Origin of the sequence: Corynebacterium sp. 11A (assembly GCF_008930935.1) — a bacterium.
GTDB classification, from domain to species: domain Bacteria; phylum Actinomycetota; class Actinomycetes; order Mycobacteriales; family Mycobacteriaceae; genus Corynebacterium; species Corynebacterium megadyptis.
The window spans coordinates 1-19,719 of record NZ_PQMR01000001.1 but is presented as its reverse complement, the minus strand read 5'-3'; the positions used below and the strand labels follow the sequence as shown (position 1 = coordinate 19,719).

18 protein-coding genes and 1 tRNA gene are annotated in these 19,719 nt (G+C 60.1%); 8 read left to right on the top strand and 11 right to left on the bottom strand.

All coding sequences use genetic code 11. From position 1 onward, the window contains the following. Positions 1 to 15 precede the first annotated feature (15 nt). The 4 genes from GBB18_RS00095 (at position 16) to GBB18_RS00080 (ending at position 2,502) form a co-directional block, all read left to right on the top strand. Positions 16 to 774 (top strand): 3'(2'),5'-bisphosphate nucleotidase CysQ, encoded by a 759-nt coding sequence (locus tag GBB18_RS00095; protein WP_151640341.1) that lies wholly within the window; start codon positions 16 to 18, stop codon positions 772 to 774. 107 nt (positions 775 to 881) lie between these two features. Next, a complete protein-coding gene (locus GBB18_RS00090) occupies positions 882 to 1,682 on the top strand; it encodes a thymidylate synthase (protein WP_151640340.1) in 801 nt (266 codons plus the stop codon). Between the two features lie 24 nt (positions 1,683 to 1,706). Then, on the top strand, positions 1,707 to 2,210 hold the full coding sequence (locus GBB18_RS00085) for a dihydrofolate reductase (RefSeq protein ID WP_151640339.1): 504 nt from the start codon (positions 1,707 to 1,709) through the stop codon (positions 2,208 to 2,210). A gap of 46 nt (positions 2,211 to 2,256) precedes the next feature. After that, positions 2,257 to 2,502, top strand: a complete 246-nt coding sequence (locus GBB18_RS00080; RefSeq protein WP_151548970.1) for a mycoredoxin — start codon at positions 2,257 to 2,259, stop codon at positions 2,500 to 2,502. Positions 2,503 to 2,579: 77 nt separating this feature from the next. Here GBB18_RS00080 and cobF read toward each other — a convergent pair whose 3' ends face one another. Beyond that, positions 2,580 to 3,332 carry a precorrin-6A synthase (deacetylating) gene (gene cobF / locus GBB18_RS00075; protein ID WP_151640338.1) on the bottom strand — a complete coding sequence of 251 codons (753 nt, stop codon included), beginning with the start codon at positions 3,330 to 3,332 and terminating at the stop codon, positions 2,580 to 2,582. A 14-nt stretch (positions 3,333 to 3,346) separates the two neighbouring features. Continuing rightward, positions 3,347 to 3,628: a hypothetical protein gene (locus tag GBB18_RS00070; RefSeq protein ID WP_151640337.1), complete on the bottom strand. Its 282-nt coding sequence runs from the start codon at positions 3,626 to 3,628 to the stop codon at positions 3,347 to 3,349. 395 nt (positions 3,629 to 4,023) lie between these two features. On the opposite strand from GBB18_RS00070, the gene GBB18_RS00065 reads away from it, so the two are divergent. Further along, positions 4,024 to 4,959, top strand: a complete 936-nt coding sequence (locus GBB18_RS00065) for a hypothetical protein (protein WP_151640336.1) — start codon at positions 4,024 to 4,026, stop codon at positions 4,957 to 4,959. Between the two features lie 355 nt (positions 4,960 to 5,314). On the opposite strand, the gene GBB18_RS00060 is transcribed toward GBB18_RS00065, so the two are convergent. From GBB18_RS00060 to GBB18_RS00020, 9 genes are all read right to left on the bottom strand, one after another. After that, a complete protein-coding gene (locus GBB18_RS00060) occupies positions 5,315 to 5,800 on the bottom strand; it encodes a type II toxin-antitoxin system VapC family toxin (RefSeq protein ID WP_151640335.1) in 486 nt (161 codons plus the stop codon). Next, positions 5,793 to 6,575 (bottom strand): hypothetical protein, encoded by a 783-nt coding sequence (locus GBB18_RS00055; protein ID WP_151640334.1) that lies wholly within the window; start codon positions 6,573 to 6,575, stop codon positions 5,793 to 5,795. The genes GBB18_RS00060 and GBB18_RS00055 overlap by 8 nt, the downstream gene beginning before the upstream one ends. Before the next feature lie 1,422 nt (positions 6,576 to 7,997). Next, positions 7,998 to 8,070 (bottom strand) — tRNA-Arg (locus tag GBB18_RS00050). A gap of 135 nt (positions 8,071 to 8,205) precedes the next feature. Continuing rightward, positions 8,206 to 9,564 (bottom strand): cation:proton antiporter, encoded by a 1,359-nt coding sequence (locus GBB18_RS00045; protein WP_151640333.1) that lies wholly within the window; start codon positions 9,562 to 9,564, stop codon positions 8,206 to 8,208. Positions 9,565 to 9,722: 158 nt separating this feature from the next. Further along, positions 9,723 to 10,568 (bottom strand): hypothetical protein, encoded by an 846-nt coding sequence (locus GBB18_RS00040; protein WP_151640332.1) that lies wholly within the window; start codon positions 10,566 to 10,568, stop codon positions 9,723 to 9,725. 149 nt (positions 10,569 to 10,717) lie between these two features. Next, positions 10,718 to 12,382, bottom strand: a complete 1,665-nt coding sequence (locus GBB18_RS00035; RefSeq protein ID WP_151548975.1) for a cation acetate symporter — start codon at positions 12,380 to 12,382, stop codon at positions 10,718 to 10,720. A gap of 15 nt (positions 12,383 to 12,397) precedes the next feature. Beyond that, positions 12,398 to 12,757: a DUF485 domain-containing protein gene (locus GBB18_RS00030; RefSeq protein ID WP_151548976.1), complete on the bottom strand. Its 360-nt coding sequence runs from the start codon at positions 12,755 to 12,757 to the stop codon at positions 12,398 to 12,400. 332 nt (positions 12,758 to 13,089) lie between these two features. Continuing rightward, entirely contained in the window at positions 13,090 to 15,504 is a 2,415-nt protein-coding gene (locus tag GBB18_RS00025) for an HAD-IC family P-type ATPase (protein ID WP_151640331.1), read from the bottom strand. A 156-nt stretch (positions 15,505 to 15,660) separates the two neighbouring features. Continuing rightward, positions 15,661 to 16,509, bottom strand: a complete 849-nt coding sequence (locus GBB18_RS00020) for an aldo/keto reductase (RefSeq protein ID WP_151640330.1) — start codon at positions 16,507 to 16,509, stop codon at positions 15,661 to 15,663. Positions 16,510 to 16,672: 163 nt separating this feature from the next. On the opposite strand from GBB18_RS00020, the gene GBB18_RS00015 reads away from it, so the two are divergent. The 3 genes from GBB18_RS00015 to GBB18_RS00005 form a co-directional block, all read left to right on the top strand. Beyond that, positions 16,673 to 17,590: an ABC transporter ATP-binding protein gene (locus GBB18_RS00015; RefSeq protein WP_151640329.1), complete on the top strand. Its 918-nt coding sequence runs from the start codon at positions 16,673 to 16,675 to the stop codon at positions 17,588 to 17,590. Beyond that, complete coding sequence (locus GBB18_RS00010; protein WP_151640328.1) at positions 17,587 to 18,753, top strand: ABC transporter permease; 1,167 nt, start codon at positions 17,587 to 17,589, stop codon at positions 18,751 to 18,753. The genes GBB18_RS00015 and GBB18_RS00010 overlap by 4 nt, the downstream gene beginning before the upstream one ends. A 282-nt stretch (positions 18,754 to 19,035) precedes the next feature. Next, positions 19,036 to 19,719 (top strand): acetyl-CoA carboxylase carboxyltransferase subunit beta (locus tag GBB18_RS00005; RefSeq protein ID WP_304503156.1); only part of this gene is annotated, 684 nt, incomplete at its 3' end.

The following is a 19,719-nucleotide window of genomic DNA, read 5'->3' as shown; positions in this document are numbered from 1 at the left end:
ATTAAGCTAAAGGGCATGACTGCGCACATTGATGATGCCATTTTGACCCACCGTCTCGCCCAAGGAACCGGAGAGATCCTCAAGGGCGTCCGTAATGTCGGCGTGCTGCGAGGCCGCAACCTCGGCGACGCCGGCGATGAACTTGCCCAGAACTGGATCGCGCGTGTGCTTGAGCAGCACCGCCCCGAGGATGGATTCCTCTCCGAAGAGGCTGCGGATAACCCCGCCCGTCTTGGCAAGGACCGTGTGTGGATCATCGATCCCCTCGACGGCACCAAGGAGTTCGCCACCGGCCGCCAAGACTGGGCGGTGCACATCGCGCTCGTGGAAAACGGCACCCCCATCCACGCCGCCGTCGGCCTTCCTGATCTGGGCGTGGTGTTCGACTCCTCCGATGTCAAGGCCGTGATGGGCCCGCGCCCCTACAACATCGTGCTGTCGAAGAACCGCCCGCCGAAGGTGGGCACCTTTGTGGCCGAGAAGATGGACTGCACCATCACCCCGATGGGTTCTGCCGGCGCGAAGGCGATGTCTGTGCTGCTCGGCGATGCCGACGCCTATATTCACGCCGGCGGCCAGTACGAGTGGGACTCCGCCGCGCCGGTGGGTGTGGCCCAGGCTGCGGGGCTACACTGCTCGCGCCTCGATGGCTCCGAGCCCACCTATAACAACCGCGACACCTACATGCCGGACATGGTGATCTGCCGACCGGACGTCAAGGATGAGATTCTGCAGCTCGCCGCGCAGTACCTCGAGGAGAACGGCTCCTACTAATACCGCCCCACCCCGCGCCGCCCGCATCCTTAGGCCGCGCGGGGTGTTTCTTTTCTCCAGCTCCCCGTCGGCGGTGGTGTCTACCGCCCTAGGTATGCTTAGCGTCTGTGAGTATCGAGACGCCTTATGAAGATCTTCTGCGCACTATTCTCCAGCAGGGCACCCGCAAGGATGACCGCACGGGCACGGGCACGATCAGCCTCTTTGCCCAGCAGATGCGGTTTAATCTGGCGGAGTCCTTTCCGCTGATCACCACGAAAAAAGTGCATATGAAATCCATCATTGGGGAGCTACTGTGGTTCTTGCGCGGCGATTCCAATGTGAACTTCTTGCACGAGCACGGGGTGAGCATCTGGGACGAGTGGGCCGATGAGAACGGCGATCTCGGCCCCATCTACGGCGTGCAGTGGCGCAGCTGGCCCACCCCCGATGGCCAGCACATCGATCAGATCTCGCTCGCTCTCGAGACGCTACGCACCAACCCGGACTCCCGACGCACCATCGTTAGCGCGTGGAATGTCTCGGAGCTCGATTCCATGGCCCTGCCGCCCTGCCACCTGCTCTTCCAACTCTATGTGGCCGAGGGCCGGCTGTCCTGCCAGCTCTATCAGCGCAGCGCCGACATGTTCCTCGGCGTGCCCTTTAATATCGCCTCCTATTCCCTGCTCACCCACATGTTCGCCCAGCAAGCGGGACTCGAGGTGGGCGAGTTCGTGTGGACTGGCGGCGACTGCCACATCTACACCAACCACCTCGAACAGGTGCGCACCCAGCTGGAGCGCGAACCCCGCCCCTACCCGCAGCTATCGCTGCGCAAGGCGGAGTCGATGTTTGATTATGACTTCTCCGATATCGAGATCACCGGCTACGACCCGCACCCGGCTATTCGTGGCCAGGTGGCGGTATAGTCCGCCTGAGAAAGGAGTAGGTGGATGATCGGCGCTATCTGGGCGCAGTCCCGCGACGGCGTGATCGGCGATGGCCACACCATGCCGTGGCATATTCCCGAAGATCTCGCGCATTTCAAGGAGATCACCTCCGGCCACCCCGTGCTCATGGGGCGCGCCACCTGGGAGTCCCTGCCGCCGGCGGTGCGCCCCCTGCCCGGCCGCCGCAATCTCGTGGTATCCACCCGCACGCCCGGGCCGTGGTCCGCTGGGGCCGAGGTGCTGCCCGATCTGCGCACTCTGCCCGAGTGCGACACCTTGTGGGTGATGGGCGGCGGCAGCATCTACGAGGCTCTTCTTGATCGCTGTGAGCGGATAGAGATGACGCTTGTCGACGCCACCCTCGCCTCCGAGCTCGGCGCCGCCGCTGTGTATGCGCCCGCGCTGCCCGCGGACATCGAGCTTGTCTCAGAAAGCGACTGGCGCACCTCCCGCACGGGGGCCCGCTACTGCTTCCGCAGCTATCGCCGGCGCGAGCCGCGCGCTTGAGTTTTCTGGGTGCGCTGAGAGCCACGGGTGTGGCACAGTGGAGGCTATGGCTAACGTAACTTTGTACACCACGTCGTGGTGCCCCTTTTGTCAGCGTCTGAAGAAGGCTTTGAACCGTACCGAGACTCCTTTCGATGAGATCGATGTGGAGCAGGATGCCGAGGCTGCCGCGTGGGTGGAGTCGGTCAACGATGGCAACCGCGTGGTTCCCACCGTGAAGTACTCTGATGGCTCTACCGCCACCAACCCGGCTGCATCCGAGGTTCGTGCGAAGCTCGAGGAGCTTAGCTAACTATCCGCTCAGCACGAAAAAGGGGCTCCTACCAGTGATCTGGTGGGAGCCCCTTTGTGCGTGTTCTCTGCCCTGTATTAGGAGGCAGGCTCCTCGCGCAGAAGGTAGATATCCATAATCCAGCCGTGTTCGGCACGGAGCTGCTTTTTCAGCTCCGCGATCTCGGCACCGATCTCGCAGACCTTGCCGCGGCGCAGCACCTGCCAATCCGTGGAGAGATACGCGCCCCAATAGATCACGGTGTTCTCCGTGTAGTTCTCCATCCAGGCCGCTCCCCCATCGAGCATCACCACACAGTTCGCGCGGTCCGCCTCGCTGGTTTCTGGCAGCTTGCGCGCGGTGGTGACGTGGATGGCTTCACCGATGCGGTTCAGCAGCATCCCATGAGCCGCGGTGAGAGCCTGAATAGCGGTGATACCTGGGTAGATCGATCGGGTATGGGGTGTGTGCAGCCGGTCCAAGATCCGCAGCGTGGAATCATAGAGCGAGGGATCGCCCCAGACGAGGAAGGCGGCTGTGCCGCCGCTGGAGAGATGCTCGCCCAAGGCGGCGTCGATACGCTGCGCGCGCGCCTGGTGCCAGCGTTTCACCTCTGCTGCATAGTTCTCGGGATGGCGATCGCGGGGCGGATCGGGAATAGCGACGAGCTTCACCTGCGGCGCATGAGCCGCAATAATGCGCTCACGGACGGCACGCAGCTCCGCCTTGTCTTCCCCCTTATCAAGACTCAAGACGCAATCTGCGCTAGCCAGCGCCGCGATTGCGTCTTGAGTGATATGCCCAGGGCTACCGGCCCCTATCCCGATCACACAAATGTGTGTGTCGTTCATGGTGGCAGTGCTCTTTAGTCGTCTTCTTCGTCGTGAGAACCGAAGAGATCGGCCATCTCCTGCGGGTCCAAGCCGGTGTGCAGTTCGGAGAAGGAGGCCGAGAAAATCTGCTGCAGGTACAACTCACACGCAGCGGCGAGCTGCTTGGAGTCAAACTTGTTCAGCAGCAAGAGACGCTTAGAGGAGCCATCCTCAAGAATCTGATCTACGGCGAGAACCGGAACATCGTGATCAATGACAGTGTGCACACGAATATCGCGGCGCTGAACGTCGGTAAACGTCGGTCGTGCAGACATGGGAACCTACCTATACAGTCAAGAGAATCTGATTACCTACAACAGTAGGCGTTTCCTCCTACTTATGTGCGTCTTTAGTGCAATACACCCCCGCTGTGGGCCGTACAGGATGCGAGGACAAGGATATATTCACCCCCAAAAGTGCGCAGGAACAGCGCTGTCCCGCCGCAGACGGACACCGCAGGCAGCCCTAGCAATCCAGAATGCGTCCAGCCCAACATGCGGCAATAGCGGCTAGCGCGCTATATCGAGGTGGCAACACGGCCACTAAGCGGGGAGAACTATCGCCCACCTAGCGCCCTATTCTCCCGAAATGAGCACCTGGCAGCGATTAAAATAGGCCTGAGAATCCCAGCGGGAGCTGGTCCGAGGTAGTCGCCACGAAGGGAGCACACGTGCGTTCTCCGTCCCGCCTCAATAGAGGGGCAGCCATCACAGTCATTCTCGGAACTGCGGCCCTGGTGCTCACAGGGTGCGGCGGCGCGGATGATGCCGCGCCCAGCGACTCCACGAGCACCACCACGGTGACCGAAATCGAAACCGAAATCGCGGACGAGACTAGCGCTGATACGGAGCCGACACCGCGCACCGAAGATGCCTACCTGCGCTATGAGGCGGGCCCCCACACCTCTGAGCTCTTTGCTAAAAGCGTGCGCGATGCCTTCGCTGCCCAATGGGTGCGCACGGGCAACTCAGATGTGAGCGTAGAAGCCAACTCCTTCGTCACCGGAGACACCTACACCATGAAGTGCAGTGGCGAGCACACTGTTCACTGCACCGGCGGCAACAATGCGCACGTCTATCTCTACGACAAGACGGTGCCCGCCGGCGAAGAGCGCGCGCCCAGATACCCCGAGTTAGACGATAACGAACCCCAGACTGTGAGCGGCGTGATCCGCGATCTCTCGGCCGAGGAGTTCCTGGAGAAATACGGGGAGCTCTACCCCTTTAACATCCGCGTCACCGGCCGCGTGGGGTTTGTGGAACTGGATGAGCCCACGGTACTGCGCGGCACCTACCCCTACAGTGACGGCAAGACTCGGGAGGATCAGACATACCGTGTGGGCATCGGCACGACCCCCGAGGATTCGGCCGGTAGTAGCTTGGCCGGCAGGGATGGCGAACACGTCAGCGTGAGTGTCTCCCCGAGCCAGTGCTGGTGGCCCAGCGATCCGATCCCTCCAGGAGATGGGCCCTGCGCTGCACGTTCGACTAGCCAACGAAGCCCCACATACAGCACTATCCCCGATTCCACTTCCGAATCGGGGATAGTGCGTTGTGGGCCTGAAAAGAGGGCCCTCATGTGCCAGGCGCGGCACTGTTCTGGGTAGACTTTCGCGAAACCTATTGGTCTCTCTCAATGTTCCTCTTGCTCACAAAACCGCCTCCATCTACCCCCTCTTACCGTCTCCCGCCCAGCTCAAGTGGACTTTTCGCCACTTCCTAGTGAACTGCGAGAAGTCTAATTAAGGCCCTCCCAGAACCTCGAAAACGACAAAACGAGGCCCTAGGGCACATCGCCCGAGGCTCAACGTAGCAAAACCGCATTTCAGATGAGGAAGAAATAGGCACTGTGCTGTATAAAAGTTGCCCACTGTCACTAACAAAGGGACACATACCACTAACAGTGTCGAGTGCTTTCCATAGAATTGACGGGGAGACCGCTTGGTACCCAACAGGGAAAATCTACGACAGTGTCAGAGCCGTCTGAGTCGAACCCAGTTCAGGCGGTAGACACACTTCAATATCTTCCAGCCCTGCGGTCGCTTTGATGAGTTTTTTGTCTTTCGTGAAAAGATACTGGCATTCAGCTTCTATCGCACAGGAGAGAATGGCAACGTCTTGAGCCCTTATCATTCTCTCTGGACCAAGCTTCTGCGCTCGCTGCATGGCAAACTCATCGAGCTCAACCCAGATAACATCAACCGTTTCAAGGAATTCTTTGGCAGCATCGATGTATCGATTGGAGATAGGCGGTTTTTGTTGGTTATTCCGCATTCTTGGCGCAGCGACTGCCTCGACACCAACCAAGGTAGGTAGGTAGACTTGATAGTTTGAATCACTAAAAACCCGCTCTGTGCGTTCGGAGTACGATGGCTCCTCTTCCAAGAAAAGGTTCAGTAGAAGGCTCGTGTCGACAGCAACCTTAATAGCTTCGGGAGTCTTAGCCATGGTTTCTACCTACCCAGTCCTCTCCTCGAATTGCACTCATAAGTTCATCTACCGTGACACCTTGTTCCTTGGCCCCCTTCCAAATCCCGCGGCCCGAACGCACAAGTCTAGGGGTCTTGAGAATCTTTACTCTTCGCGCATCGACCTCTTCAACTACGTGCGTTTCAGGGTGTCGTTTGAGGAGTCCATAAATACTCACCTTCTGGCGCAATCCGTTACGAATTTCCTCATCTAGATCTTCGTTGAAGCTAATTTTCACCATCGGGCCACCAGCCGAGGGGTGTAACCTCGCGCGAAACCGTTTATCGTTGGCAGAGTAGGAATACAGCTCACCCGTAACTGAGCCGAGGGATATTGGAATTTTCTCCAAGATGGCGTCGATGGCCTCTCGCAAGGGTTCGTCGAGGAATGCATCTCCTGAACCGTAGGACGTGCTCAGCTTTACACCTGTTACACCTACCTTTGACTCAAGTCGAGTTAGGTCTCGAACAAACCGAACTTGCTTGAATGTCCAGTTCTCAGGGATGGACCCTCCATCACGAAGGCGAGCAACCCCGTCCAAGACTTCTGCTTCGAGCTCTGGTGACACAATCACACCAGTGATAGAGCTCCCCTCGTCGAGTAGACCCATCTTCACAGGCTCGTTGCTAAAACTCTTCACCAATTTCGTGAGTAGTTCAAGCCCTTCGAGGACGGTTTTCGCGTCCATGTCTTGCAGGGTGCCGTTGAGTACGAGATTAAGCGATCGGGTCTCGCGTATGTCTTGGCTGTCCATGTGTCACCTCCTTGTGTATCAGTGATGTTGAGTCTAGCCAGTACCACAGAACGACAAAGGTATTTGTGAGGTAGTCGACCTAACGGTGGTGCTAGTAGACGCAGTAGTCACCCCTAGACAGGGTTGTCGGACCACTCCACTTCTAACCTCGCTATTCACACAAACCACCGGTTCACCGAACCCCTCAGCGGCGAACCCCACTGCCTCTCGTGCACGATTCCAGCGCCCTAGCGAACCAACCCTGCAGGCACACTAATTGTTCAGCTGATCCTCGATATAGGTATCCCTCACTCTCGGTAGAAACGAACGCAGCCCTTCATCCGTGCCGCGAAAAAGAACAGAACCGGCGATCTTTGCCCGTGTCTTGTACACCAGGTACAGCACACATCCTTCTCCGGCGCGAGCGTCTCACAGTATCTTCCATCAACGACTGACCAACTGCGCATCACGCCCGTCTATCTCACGCAGGATCACATTCTCGTCCACGCGACCGTCAACCTGCTCCTAACGCAGCGTATCCATTTCCGGCCCACACGCACCCCACCCCAAGCCCAAGCGTTACGACGAGATGCTTGTAGTCGCTCAGGAGTAGTAGTTGCTTTGCATCCGGCCAGTGCCCAATCTCCATCTACTCCTCCTAGGAGGACGGCCACGCGTGACGTAGCTCCTAGTTCAAAGGTGCGTGACAGATTCCTTCCGGCTCGGGTTGTGGCACGAACTATAGATTCTTTATAGCGCGAACCCCCGCCTGAGAAGTCACTCGGCGCGCTTTGAGTAGACGTTAAGGATTGTTCTCGGTATCCCTGTGAAGCCGAATGAACTTCAGCGTACCGTGCGTAAGTTGTTGAAGCTGGATCTTCGGAGAATACTACACAGGTATGCCTGCCGTGAAGCATACGCAGTTCTGTCTTTGCTTCCGCAAAGTTCACATAGCAGAATCCCACCTAGGGCAGCCAAGCCTGGTCGAACATCAACAACTGAGGCCGTAACACGATTGAGGACCGCAATACGCTTCTCAAGAATGGCGCCTCTGGTTTGGATACGAGGATTCGCTAATACTGTCTTGGCAGTTGCGCTCGGTGTCGTTGCGGTGAATGCGCTCCTGGGTAACACGTTCGTGAGTAGCCTGCTTACGCTAGGCAAAGTTACGCGATTAGGCCATTTCTTTAAGCGGGGCGAACGTTTCACCAGTCTCGATCGGATCGACAAAGTGAGCAGAACGGATCTTTCGAAGAATTAGTCGATGGATCCGAGAGGTTACATCGGCTAGAAGTCGTGCCACACTTTCAAGAACCTCCCAAAATCACCCTCCCGAAGCCTATCTCATCGGCTCGATACCTCCGCATATCGGCAAAATATCCCCGATCCATACTTGAATCGGGGATATTTTTTGGGTCTGCAGACACGTAAAATCGCTTTGTGTGCCCCAGAGAGGAATCGAACCTCCGACACCGGCTTTAGGAGAGCCGTGCTCTATCCACTGAGCTACTAGGGCTGCTACACGACGCGCACATTCTATGGCTGGGTGGCCACAGCATGTGGGGCGTGTCGTGATTAGGCTACCGTAGCCGCGGGCTAGCGGTGAAATTTGGGGTTATGCAGCAGTGATACGTCGATAAGCGGGCGGCGGCTAGTCGGTGTCGATGGTCACTTCCTCCTCGGCGACCGTGCGGGACTGCGGTTTGCGGGCGGCGGGGGCACCCTGGCGGGCCTTTTCCTCCTGCTGCTTCTTGGACTCAAGATATTCGCGGTGCTCGTCCTCGGCGGCGGCCCGCTTGGTCTTTTGATCCTTCGGTTCCTTCGGAGAATCCATCTCCGGCCAGTACTGGTGCACCAGATAGGCGGCGAGCGGGAAGGCGAGCACCGTGATCGCGCCAGCACAGACCAGAATGGATGCGAGCTCTTCGCCAATGAGATCGCGATGCGCGGCCACCTCGGTGACAGCAACAATGATGGGCAGACCAGTGGCAGCGTAGAGCCCCAGTTCCACCTTGTCGCGGGGCTCCTTCAACCCGGAGTCGGTATCGGTGAACATCTCGGTGAGGAACACCGGGATACCGCGGGCGACGAGGATCACGGCGACGAAGAGGAAGATCAGCCACCACCGGCCAGCCACAGCGGAGATATTGATGGCCATGCCGGAGGTAATGAAGAACACGGGAATGAAGAAGCCATAGCCCATCACGTTGAGGCGGGCTTCCACGGTCTTGTGGAATTTCTCCGGTACCAGCGAGCGCAAGATAATACCCGCGGAGAAGGCGCCAAGCACCACGTCGAGCTCGAATACCGCAGCCGCCGCCATGAGCACCGTCAACAAGGCCATCACCGAACGCATCACCGTCTGCGAGGTATTACCAGCGCTCTCGTGGATCAGCGATCCCACCCGCGGCACAAGGGCCTTCACGGTGCGTGGGATAAAGGCGGTGATCAGCGCGATCGTCATGAAGATGAGGAGAATGATCAGGGTCAGGCCCATCGAGCGCGCCGAAAGCAACAGCGACATAGCGAAGATGGGGGCCATCTCACCCACCGCGCCGTGCACGAATACCGTCTTGCCAACCTTGGAGGTGTCCATGCCCACGGACTTGAGAATGGGCAGCAGCGTGCCGAGTGCCGTCGAGGACACCGCAATCGCGATCGTGACCGCCCACAGCGGGTTCTCGGGTTGGGCAATAAAGTAGACCACCACGAACGCCACTGTGATGCTGATCAGCCACGTCCGCAGCGCCCACCGACCGGTGCGCCCCTTCATCGTCTTCGGATCGATCTCCCAGCCGGCGAGCAGGAAAAGCAGCCCGAGACCGAGCTCACGCAGCATGCTCACACCACCGTCATCGACGGCGAACTCCAGCACCTCTGGACCGATGATCACGCCGAGTCCCAGCATGAACACCACGGCGGGGATGTGGTTCTTCGTCATAAACGCGAGGAACTGCGACGCCAGTGCGGCGAGCGTGATCCACATCGTCGACACAATGACTGTGGTCATGGGCTTTACTCCAGAATTGTTTTTTCAACGGTGATGCGCGGACGTGCCGACAGCTCTAAGGCTATAGGCTGCGGTATCCGCATGCGAATGTCACAGGATATACAACCGACAGGTTTTTTCGCCTATCGACGCTCTGCCCCTGCCCCTCCCCCACTCCGCTAGGTATCCAAAGATTCTTCCGGTACCAGCCCTGCGAGCTGCTGCTCCACGAGGTCGGTGAGATCCTCAGGGGAGCCGGCGATGGCCGCGGCAGCCACGTAGTCCGAACCGAAGGTGACGGAGGAGTGGAGCGTGCGGCTATTCGACCATCCCCACTTAGATCCCTCGGCTCTGGGGAGAGTGCTGGTGCCGAAGTTCTGCTTATAGCCATCCGCCGCCACCGGCTTCGCTGTGCGCATGGCGTGCAGGAGCGGCGAGTTCGGATCCTCCTCGAGTTTCTGGGCGAGGAAGAAACACACGTCATAGGTAGAGGTCACGCTGTAGCCCCACCTAGAGTTTGCGCGGGTGGACTGCAAGCCATAGCGGGCGGCAGTGGCGTCGATGGCCTCCGGATAGGACTCATAGAGCGAGGCGGCAATGCTATCGCTGGAATCTCGCACCATGGTGAGCGCCTTCTTTTGTTCCGTGGCGCTACCGTGGTTGAGCACATAATCGGCAATGTAGAGCTTAATCAAGCTGAGCGCGGGGCGTGCGAAGCGCTCATTGGCGGTGCCATGGTGCTCGCCGTCAGAAAGCCGCACGAAGCTCACCTGTGAACCGGCTGCATGGGTGCCAAACACATCGTTGTCCAGCGGCAGTGGCGCCGGCTCCACGGGGTAGCGATAGATAGGCGCAGACGGCGCAGCTGGAGCGGTGACCTCGGTGGCATAACGCAGCGGCTCTGGACTGCGTGCCGCCCCCACCGAGGGAAGTATGAATAGGGCGCCGACGAGAAAAAACGCTGGTGGAAGCACCAGCGCTCGAGACCACGATGTGGGGCGTGAGCCGTGGGAAGTCGACGACATGGGGGCCATTCTAAGAAACCCCAGCGCATACCTACAAATACTGCTGACACGACGACAGCCCCGTCGCGAGCACGGACTGTGCTCAGCGCGGGGCTGCAAATCAGCGGTGTGCCGGCAGGCCTCGTGTCACCGAGGCTGCGGTAGGAATCTTAGTGATCCACTGGGGCTTCGACGCCCACACCGGTGAGGGAACGAACTTCCATCTCTGCTTGGAGGTCTTCCATATTGTCCGACTTACCCAAGTAGGTGCCGATGATGCCGGCAAGGAAGGCAGCCGGGATGGAGACTAGACCTGGGCTTGTCAGCGGGAACCACGACCAGTCTGCATCGGGGAACATGGCACTCGGGGCACCGGAGACCGCCGGGGAGAAGAAGATCAGCACCAGCGTGGCAATCAGACCGGTGTAGATGGAGGCGCAGGCACCAACGGTGTTGAAGCGCTTCCAGTACAGCGAGTACAGGATAGTCGGCAGGTTCGCCGAGGCGGCCACCGCGAAGGCCAGGGAGACCAGGAAGGCCACGTTCTGGTTCATCGCGAGGATACCCAACACGATGGACAGGACACCGATGGCCACCACGGTGATACGAGAGACGCGCACCTGCTCGGCCTCGGTGGATTCACCATTGCGGATCACCGAGTGATAGATATCGTGCGCCACCGAGGCGGAGGCGGTAATAGCCAGACCAGCGACCACGGCCAGCACGGTAGCGAAGGCCACAGCGGCGATGGCGGCCATGAACAGCGGGCCGGCCAACTCCAGTGCCAGCAGCGGTGCTGCGGCGTTGGCGCCACCTGGGGCACTGAGGATCCGGTCCGGCCCCACCAGTGCGGCAGCGGCGTAGCCGAGCACCAGAGTCATCAGGTAGAAGGAACCGATGAGTACGATAGCCCAGGTCACGGACTTACGAGCTTCCCGTGCGGTCGGCACGGTGTAGAAGCGCATGAGCACGTGCGGCAGACCAGCGGTACCCAGCACCAGAGCCAGACCCAAGGAGAGGAAGTCCAGCTTGGTGGTGATGGAGCCACCATACTTCAGACCCGGATCCAAGATCGCGCTGGCTTCATAGCCCTTCGAGGCGAGAAGATCCGAGCCGGCGTGGGCCGCAACAGCGGAATCGAAGAGGTCGGACAGACCGCCCTTGATGTTGAAGAAGATGAGCACCGTCATGATGCCCACGCCACTCACCAGCAGCACGGCCTTAATCATCTGCACGTAGGTGGTGCCCTTCATACCGCCGATAAGCACGTAGGCGATCATGATGACGCCCACCACGGCAACCACAACGGCCTGGGCCGTGGGGTCATGGATATCGAGGAGAACAGACACCAGAGAGCCGGCGCCTGCCATTTGAGCGATGAGATAAAACAGCGACACGAACATGGTGCCGAAGGCTGCGGCGAGGCGCACGGGGCGCTGACGCAGACGGAAAGAGAGTACATCGGCCATGGTGAAACGACCGGTGTTACGCAATGGCTCGGCCACCAGCAGCAGGGCGATCAGCCATGCCACGAAGAAGCCGATGGAGTACAAGAAGCCGTCGTAGCCGGAGATCGCGATCGCGCCCACGATACCGAGGAAGGATGCGGCGGAAAGGTAGTCGCCGGCGATGGCGAGACCATTTTGCGTACCGGAGAAGCTAGCGCCACCGGTGTAGAAGTCGCTGGCTTCCTTCGTGGTTCGACCCGCCTTCACCACCACGGTCATGGTGACCACGATGAAGAGTGCGAAGATGCCGATGTTCAGAATCGGGTTACCAGTACTAGTTGCTTCTGCTGCGAGATGTGACTCGCTCGCTAAATAAGTGATGTTCATAGAATCTTCGCCTCCTTAGCCTTCCATGAGTTGACGGATATGAGCGGCCTTCGGCTCGATGTTCTTATTCGCGTAGCGCACATAGATCCACGTGATCAAGAACGTGGTGAAGAACTGAAGTGCGCCGAGAACGATGCCGAGATTCACCGCTCCATAGACCTTCACAGCCAAGAGGCTGGGAGCATAGGTGGCCAGCAGCACAAAGGCGACGTACCACACGAGGAAGGCCACAGACATGGGAAAGGTGAAGGACCGGAAGGTAGAGCGCAGCTCTTGAAACTCCGGGTTCTTCTGCATCTCGCGGAACTCTTGAGCGGTGGGTTCGTGCTTTCTCCGAGGCTGTTGGGCCTCTGGTGGTGGTGCGGTATTAGTCATGCTTTTTCCTATCTAGCGCCTAGCGCAAGCGGTGATGAAGCTCAGTGCATTCTTTCAGCGCCCTCTCAGATTGGAACGCCCTAGCAAACAAATTACCTAGCTCACATTGCAATGTGTGATCTACGAAGCATTTTTTATCTACAGAGCGCCGAATCACTGCCCCCACTACCGGATCACCTGCACCAAGAAAGGTCCTACCACCACCCCCGACAAGGCAGACAGGATCCTTCTGTTAAGTTTGCGAACCTTTAGATTGTGAGCTTCGCTAGCTTTTCACGCGCACACAGAGAGGCTGCCGCGCCGCGACAGCCTCAGGTAAATGTGATGTTTCTTCAGCTTAAGCCGGTTTTCTGGAGTTCCGGAGGTCGGTGACGCTCGCGATCACGCTGTGCCTCACGCCGCGAGGCCGCCTGATTCACCCGCCACAGCAGCTCCACCAGCACGGCCCCGGCAACGCCGACCGCCACGGATTGCAGGAATAGTGGCGAGAGATGGGCGTCGAGAAGCAAAATATGGGCGCTGAAGGGCACGGCAAAAAGCGCCACATAGGCCAAGCCGGAGACCCCGATGAGCAGCATCTTCCACCAGTTCAGCGGGCGTGAGACCACCACGAGCACCCACCAGGCCATGATGAGCAGGGCGGCCAGCGCCGCGGTGGCCTCGTGCTGATTCACCCCCGAGCCGTGTGGCGAAGAAGAAATCACCATCCACCACAGGGAGACTCCGAGCCCGATGACCACCCCGGAGGGCATGGCCAAACGCAGCACACGGCTCGCGAAGCCGGGCCGAGCGCGCTCGTGGTTGGGAGCCAAGGACAGGATGAAGGCGGGAATGCCAATGGTGAACCAGCCGATCATTGTCACATGGATCGGCTGGAAGGGGTACACAACGCCAAATATGCCGGTGACCAGTGCCAAGATCACGGAGTAGACCGTCTTTGTGAGGAAGAGATTGGCCACGCGCTCAATATTGCCAATCACCCGGCGGCCCTCGGCCACCACATGCGGCAGCGTGGAAAAGCGATTATCCAGCAACACCAGCTGGGCCACCGAACGGGCCGCCGGCGATCCAGACCCCATGGCGATACCAATGGAGGCTTCCTTCAAAGCCAGCACATCGTTTACGCCATCGCCCGTCATCGCTACCGTGTGCCCGGATTCCTTGAGCGCGAGCACCATCTGCTTTTTCATCTCTGGAGTCACGCGGCCGAACACGCGGCCACGCTCCACGGCCGCTCGAAACTCCTCGGGATCGGTGGGAAGCTCGCGGGCATCGATGGCCTCGGTCGAGATACCAAGGGACCGGGCCACCGCCCCCACCGATACCGCATTATCGCCGGAGATGATCTTCAGCTGTACCTTTTCCTTGGCGAAGTAATCGAGGGTGGCACGAGCCTCGGGTCGGATCACCTGCTCCAGAATCACCAAGGCATGCGGCTCAAACTCCGTCTCTGTTTTCCTCCCGAGCAAGAGCACGCGCTGGCCGAGCTGCATATGCTCATCGGCTGCGCGCGACTCGGGAGCCAGCACATCGGGCGCTCCCAGCAGCCAGCACTCGCCGGAGGCCAGCTCCACACCTGAGTACTTCTTGGTGGAATCGAAAGCGATATGCTCACTCACCTGCGGCAGCGGGCTGGGCTCTCCCGGCGCGTCAGCACGGGAGTGCTGCAGCGCCTCGGCGATGGCCTGCATAGTGTCATTGGGGCGTTTATCGGCCTTGGCCATTGCGAGCAGCGTGGCCTCATACTCGGCCTCGGGGCGGCGACGTCCAGCATCCGCCACCACATCAAGGCCGGTATAGCCCATGCGGTTTTCCGTGAGCGTTCCGGTTTTATCAGTGCACACCACATCCACCCGCGCCAAACCTTCGATGGAGGGAAGCTCATTCACCAGCGCTTGGCGCTTGCCTAAGCGCACCACGCCGACGGCAAAGGCAATCGAGGTCATCAGCACGAGCCCCTCGGGCACCATCGGTACCAACGCCGCCACCATCGCCAGCAGGGACTCGCGTAATGGATTGCCGGTGCGCACCAGCTGGGTGTAGATCGCGAGTAGCCCCGTGGGAATAAGCAGCCAAGTGATGATCCGCAAGATCTTGTTGATCCCGTTTTGCAGCTCGGAGTCGGTGAGGGTGAAACGCCCGGCATCGCGTATCAGCTTGGCGGCATAGGCATCCTCACCGATGCCGGTGGCCTGGAAGGTGCCAAAGCCCGCGGCCACAAAGGAGCCGGAGTAGAGCGGATCTCCCACGGATTTCTTTATCGGCTCGGACTCGCCGGTGAGCATCGATTCATTGATCTCGAGCCCTTCGGAACTGCGCACCACGCCGTCCACCACCAGCTGGTCGCCGGCGCCAATATCGATGAGATCGTCGAGCACAATAGAATCGCGCGGAATCTCGGCCGTGGCCCCATCGCGGATCACCTTCGGATCCTCTTCGCCGAGAATCGTCAGCCGGTCCAGGGTGCGCTTGGCCCGCAGTTCCTGAATGATGCCAATGCTCGAGTTGGCGATAATGAGCAGACCGAAGGCGCCATTAATAAAAGAGCCCGTCGTCGCCACGATAATGAAGAGCACGCCGAGGATGGCGTTGATCCGAGTGAACACATTGGAATAAATAATGTCGCGGGTTCGCCGACCGGTGCGCCGCAGCGTCACGTTCACCTGGCCGCGCTCGCGCCGCTCGACCACCTGCGCCGAGGTCAAGCCTGCGGCGGGAGTGATTGCCCGTGTGGTGTCTACCTCCATGAGCTCCGTAGTCTACCCCCTGTGTCCGGCGTAACTGAGCCGCGTGAGCACCCAAGACGGGGATTCACAGCGCTTTCCCAGCTGCGCCCTTGTCGCCCCCCCCTCCTGCCAGCAGCGAAGCGGCGCTGCGCCCGGCTGGAGGCAGGGCCGTGGCGCTTAGCTAAACTCGCGGGGATCGGGCCCCACACGGCCAGTACCCTCGCCCTGATCCATGGCGGTGATCCGCCGCAGTTCCTCCTCGCTGAGGGTGAAGGAGAAGACATCGATATTCTCCCGAATCCGCTCGGGCGTGCGCGAGCGTGGAATCACGATGCGATCCTGCTGCAGGCTCCAGCGCAGCGCCACCTGGGCAGGGCTGACCCCATGGTGCTCGGCGATCTCTCCCAAGATGTGATGGCTGAGGATTTCGCCCTGGCCCAGCGGCGACCAGCACTCAGTAACGATGCCGTGGTGGTGGTGATAGTCCACGAGCTGGCGCTGCGAGAACCCGGGGTGGAGCTCGATCTGATTGATCGCGGGAGTGATGCCGGTATCGGCGATGATGCTGTCGAGAGTCTCCTCATAGAAGTTACAGACGCCCACGGTCTGTACCCTTCCCAGCCCTTGGAGCTGGGCAATCGCCTCGAAGCTGGCGCGGTAGGTGTCTGTATCCGGGCAGGGCCAGTGCACCATGTACATATCGAGATAGTCGAGGCCGAGTCGCTGCAGACTCTGATTGAAGGCCTCCCCTGTTTCCTCAAAGCCCTGTTGGTTATTCCACACCTTCGACACCACGAAGAGCTCATCGCGTTCCACATCGCCGGCGGCAATCGCTGCGCGCAGGGCGGCGCCGACGGCCTCCTCATTCTTATAGATCGCTGCACAATCAAAATGGCGATACCCTGCCTCGATGGCAGTGCGGATGACTGTGTCGCATTCATCCGGGTCGATCTTCCACAAGCCCAGACCGAGCTGCGGAATAGGGGTGGCGTCGTTGAGGGTGATGGCGGGAACGCAAGTAGACATAGTTCCTATTGTGCCCCTGCCCCGCGCTCAGGGCTATAGCCAGTACCTAGGTGTCCACCGTGGCAGGCGTCCAACCCGTCTATTAAGGTAGGCCTACGTGATTGTTGGAAAATATGTCCGTGTGTGAGTTCACACCACGACTATGAGGAAAGAACACCAGAGTATGCACGACACCACACTCCACATAGATGGATTGACCAAGCGCTATGGCGATGTCGTCGCGCTGCAGGACATGAGTTTTTCCGTCGCCCCAGGCGAGATCTACGGCTTTGTTGGCTCCAACGGCGCTGGCAAAACCACCACGATGCGCATCGCGCTTGGCGTGCTCACCGCCGATTCTGGCGAGGTGCGCTTGGGCTCACGGGCAGTCGACGACGCCCTGCGCCGCAGCTTTGGCTACATGCCCGAGGAACGCGGGCTCTACCCCAAGCAAAAGGTGGCAGAGCAGCTGCACTATTTCGCACGACTGCACGGGCTCGATGCTGCCGCTGCCAAGCGCAATACCGCCGAGCTGCTCGAGCGGCTGGGTCTCAGTGACCGCGCGAAGGACAAATTGGAGCAGCTGTCTTTGGGTAATCAGCAGCGGGTACAGCTCGCCGCGGCGCTGGTCTTTGATCCGCAGGTGCTGATCCTCGACGAGCCTTTTAGCGGCCTCGACCCCGTGGCCGTTGAGGTGATGTCCAACTCGCTGCGGGAACGCGCCCAGCAGGGCATTCCGGTGGTGTTTTCTTCGCACCAGCTGGATCTGGTGCAGCGTTTGTGCGATCGCGTGGGCATCATTAGCGGCGGCCGCATGATGGCTCAAGGTAGCGTCGATGAGCTGCGGCAGTCTGGGCCGGTGCTCTATGAGATCACCAGCCCGGCCACCACCGCATGGTGGGAGGCGCTCGCCGGTGTGGAGCTCGTGGAACGTCACCAGGAAACGGTTGTTCTGTCGATCTCCGAGGAGGCCACTCACGGCCCTGGCGGCTTCGATGATCAGGAGCTGCTCCGGGCGGCGCTGGCCGCCGGCCCCGTGCACCACTTTGGCCGTCGCCTGCCCTCTCTCACTACGCTCTTCCAGGAGGTTGTGTCGCAATGAATTCCTATTCCTCTTTCTCCACGATCGGCCTCGTGATCAGGCGCGAGGCCGCAAAGCTGCTGAAATCGAAGAGCCTCTGGGTCATGCTCGGCGTGATGCTCGCCATTTCGGTGGTGGGCGGAGTTGTGGGCTATATCAATTCCGACGATGAGGACACCGCCTCTGATTCTCCGGTGGTTGCCGTGCTGGGCGAAGATCCCAGTATCCCCGACCGCGCCAGCGCCGAGGAGGCGCTGCGGGCCTCCGATGAAGAGGACAATGCCCCGCGTCTTGATGCCGTGGTGGTACCCGCGGAGTCCGGCTCGGAGCTGCTCTACACCGGGGAGCTTCCCACCGAGCTGCTGGAACAGCTCAACGCCACTCGCGCCGAGGTGTTTTTAGAATCCCAAGGCGTCGACCCCGCAGCCATGGCAGCCACCCAGCTCATCCCGGTGCAGGTCGGCGACGGCGACGCGGGATTCTTCGGCGATCCCAACACCTTGGGTAACCGCGTGGTCGCGCTCGTAGGCGTTTTTCTTCTCGTCCTCGCTATTTTGATGTTTGCCGCCATGATCGGCACCGCCGTGATGGAGGAGAAAAGCTCGCGCGTCATCGAGATCATTTTGGCCACGGTGCGCCCCCTCGATTTCCTCTGGGGCAAGGTGCTGGGTATCGGGCTCGTCGCCTTAGGCATGGTCACGGTGCTCTTTTCCGCAGGTATCGGCGCCGTGTGGGCCGCGGGGCTGACGGATGACCTCGACTTCGACCTCTCGATCATTCCCATTCTCGTGCTCTTCTTCATCCTCGGTTTCATCTTCTTCGGCCTGGTCTACGCCGCCGCAGGATCACTGGTATCGAGCATGGAGGACTACCAGTCGGCCCAGCTGCCCGCGCTGCTGCTGGCCTTGGCTATGACGTACACCCCCATGTTCGGCTTTTCCAAGCTGGACAGCACGTTCATGGAGATCGCGACATGGATTCCGCCCTTCTCGGTGGGCGTTGCCCCGCTGCAATACGCCGCGGGTAACCTTTCCGCGCTGCAGCTGGCGGCCAGTGCCCTGGTGCTGGTGCTCACCACCTTCGCCGTCAGCTGGCTCACCTCCCGTATCTACCGCAACTCGGTACTGCACTCTGGCAGCGCCATCTCGTGGCTCAGCGCAGTCAAAAACGTGCGTTCGGCTTAGCCGGCACACGCTTATCGACGCCGACCTCCCCGCCTCGTCGCGGTGGCGGTCGGCGTTATTCGCGTTCGACGGGCACGCCTTGAGGTGTGATCATTGTGGCCTCCCGCTACGGCCCTCTCAGCGCCCCGCTGATACTGCTTGCACAGCCTCGATACTGCCACCGCAGTCCCGCACGGCCTGCTACCACCACACCCGCACGTGGGTGTAACTCGGCGGCGCGGTGCAGGATTTTTTGTGTCATTGGGCCCCGCTTTGGGGTGCGTGCGGATAAGCTCACCCAGTATGGGACATACGAGCGCGCAGCAGCTGATTGATGAAGTACTCGACCCCGATTCTTTCCAGAATTGGGGCACCATGCCGAACTACGGCGATATCGACGATGCCTATAAGGATTCGCTAGCGCGGGCCCGCGAGAAATCTGGGGTGGACGAGGCCGTGATCATCGGGGAGGGCAGGGTCGCCGGCCACCGCGTAGCCTGCGTGCTCGGAGAGTTCCGCTTCCTCGGCGGCTCGATCGGCGCCGCCACCGCACGCCGCATCATCGACGGCATTCACCGCGCCACCGCGGAGAATCTGCCGCTGCTGATCTCCCCCTCCTCCGGTGGCACCCGCATGCAGGAAGGCACCCCCGCGTTCTCTTTGATGGTCTCCATCACCACCGCTGTGTATCGCCACAAGGACAAGCACCTGCCCTTCTTGGTGTATCTGCGCAACCCCACCACCGGCGGCGTGATGGCCTCCTGGGGTTCGGCCGGCAATCTCACCTTCGCCGAGCCAGGGGCACTCCTCGGTTTCTTAGGCCCGCGGGTGGTGGAGCTGACCACCGGCAAGCCTATGCCGCCTGGGGTGCAGACTGGGGAGAACCTCGCCACCCACGGGGTGATCGACGGCGTGGTTAACCCCGCGGAGCTCCGCGCGAGCGTGATCAAGCTCGTCACCACCCTCACCCCTGATCCGCAGCAGCAC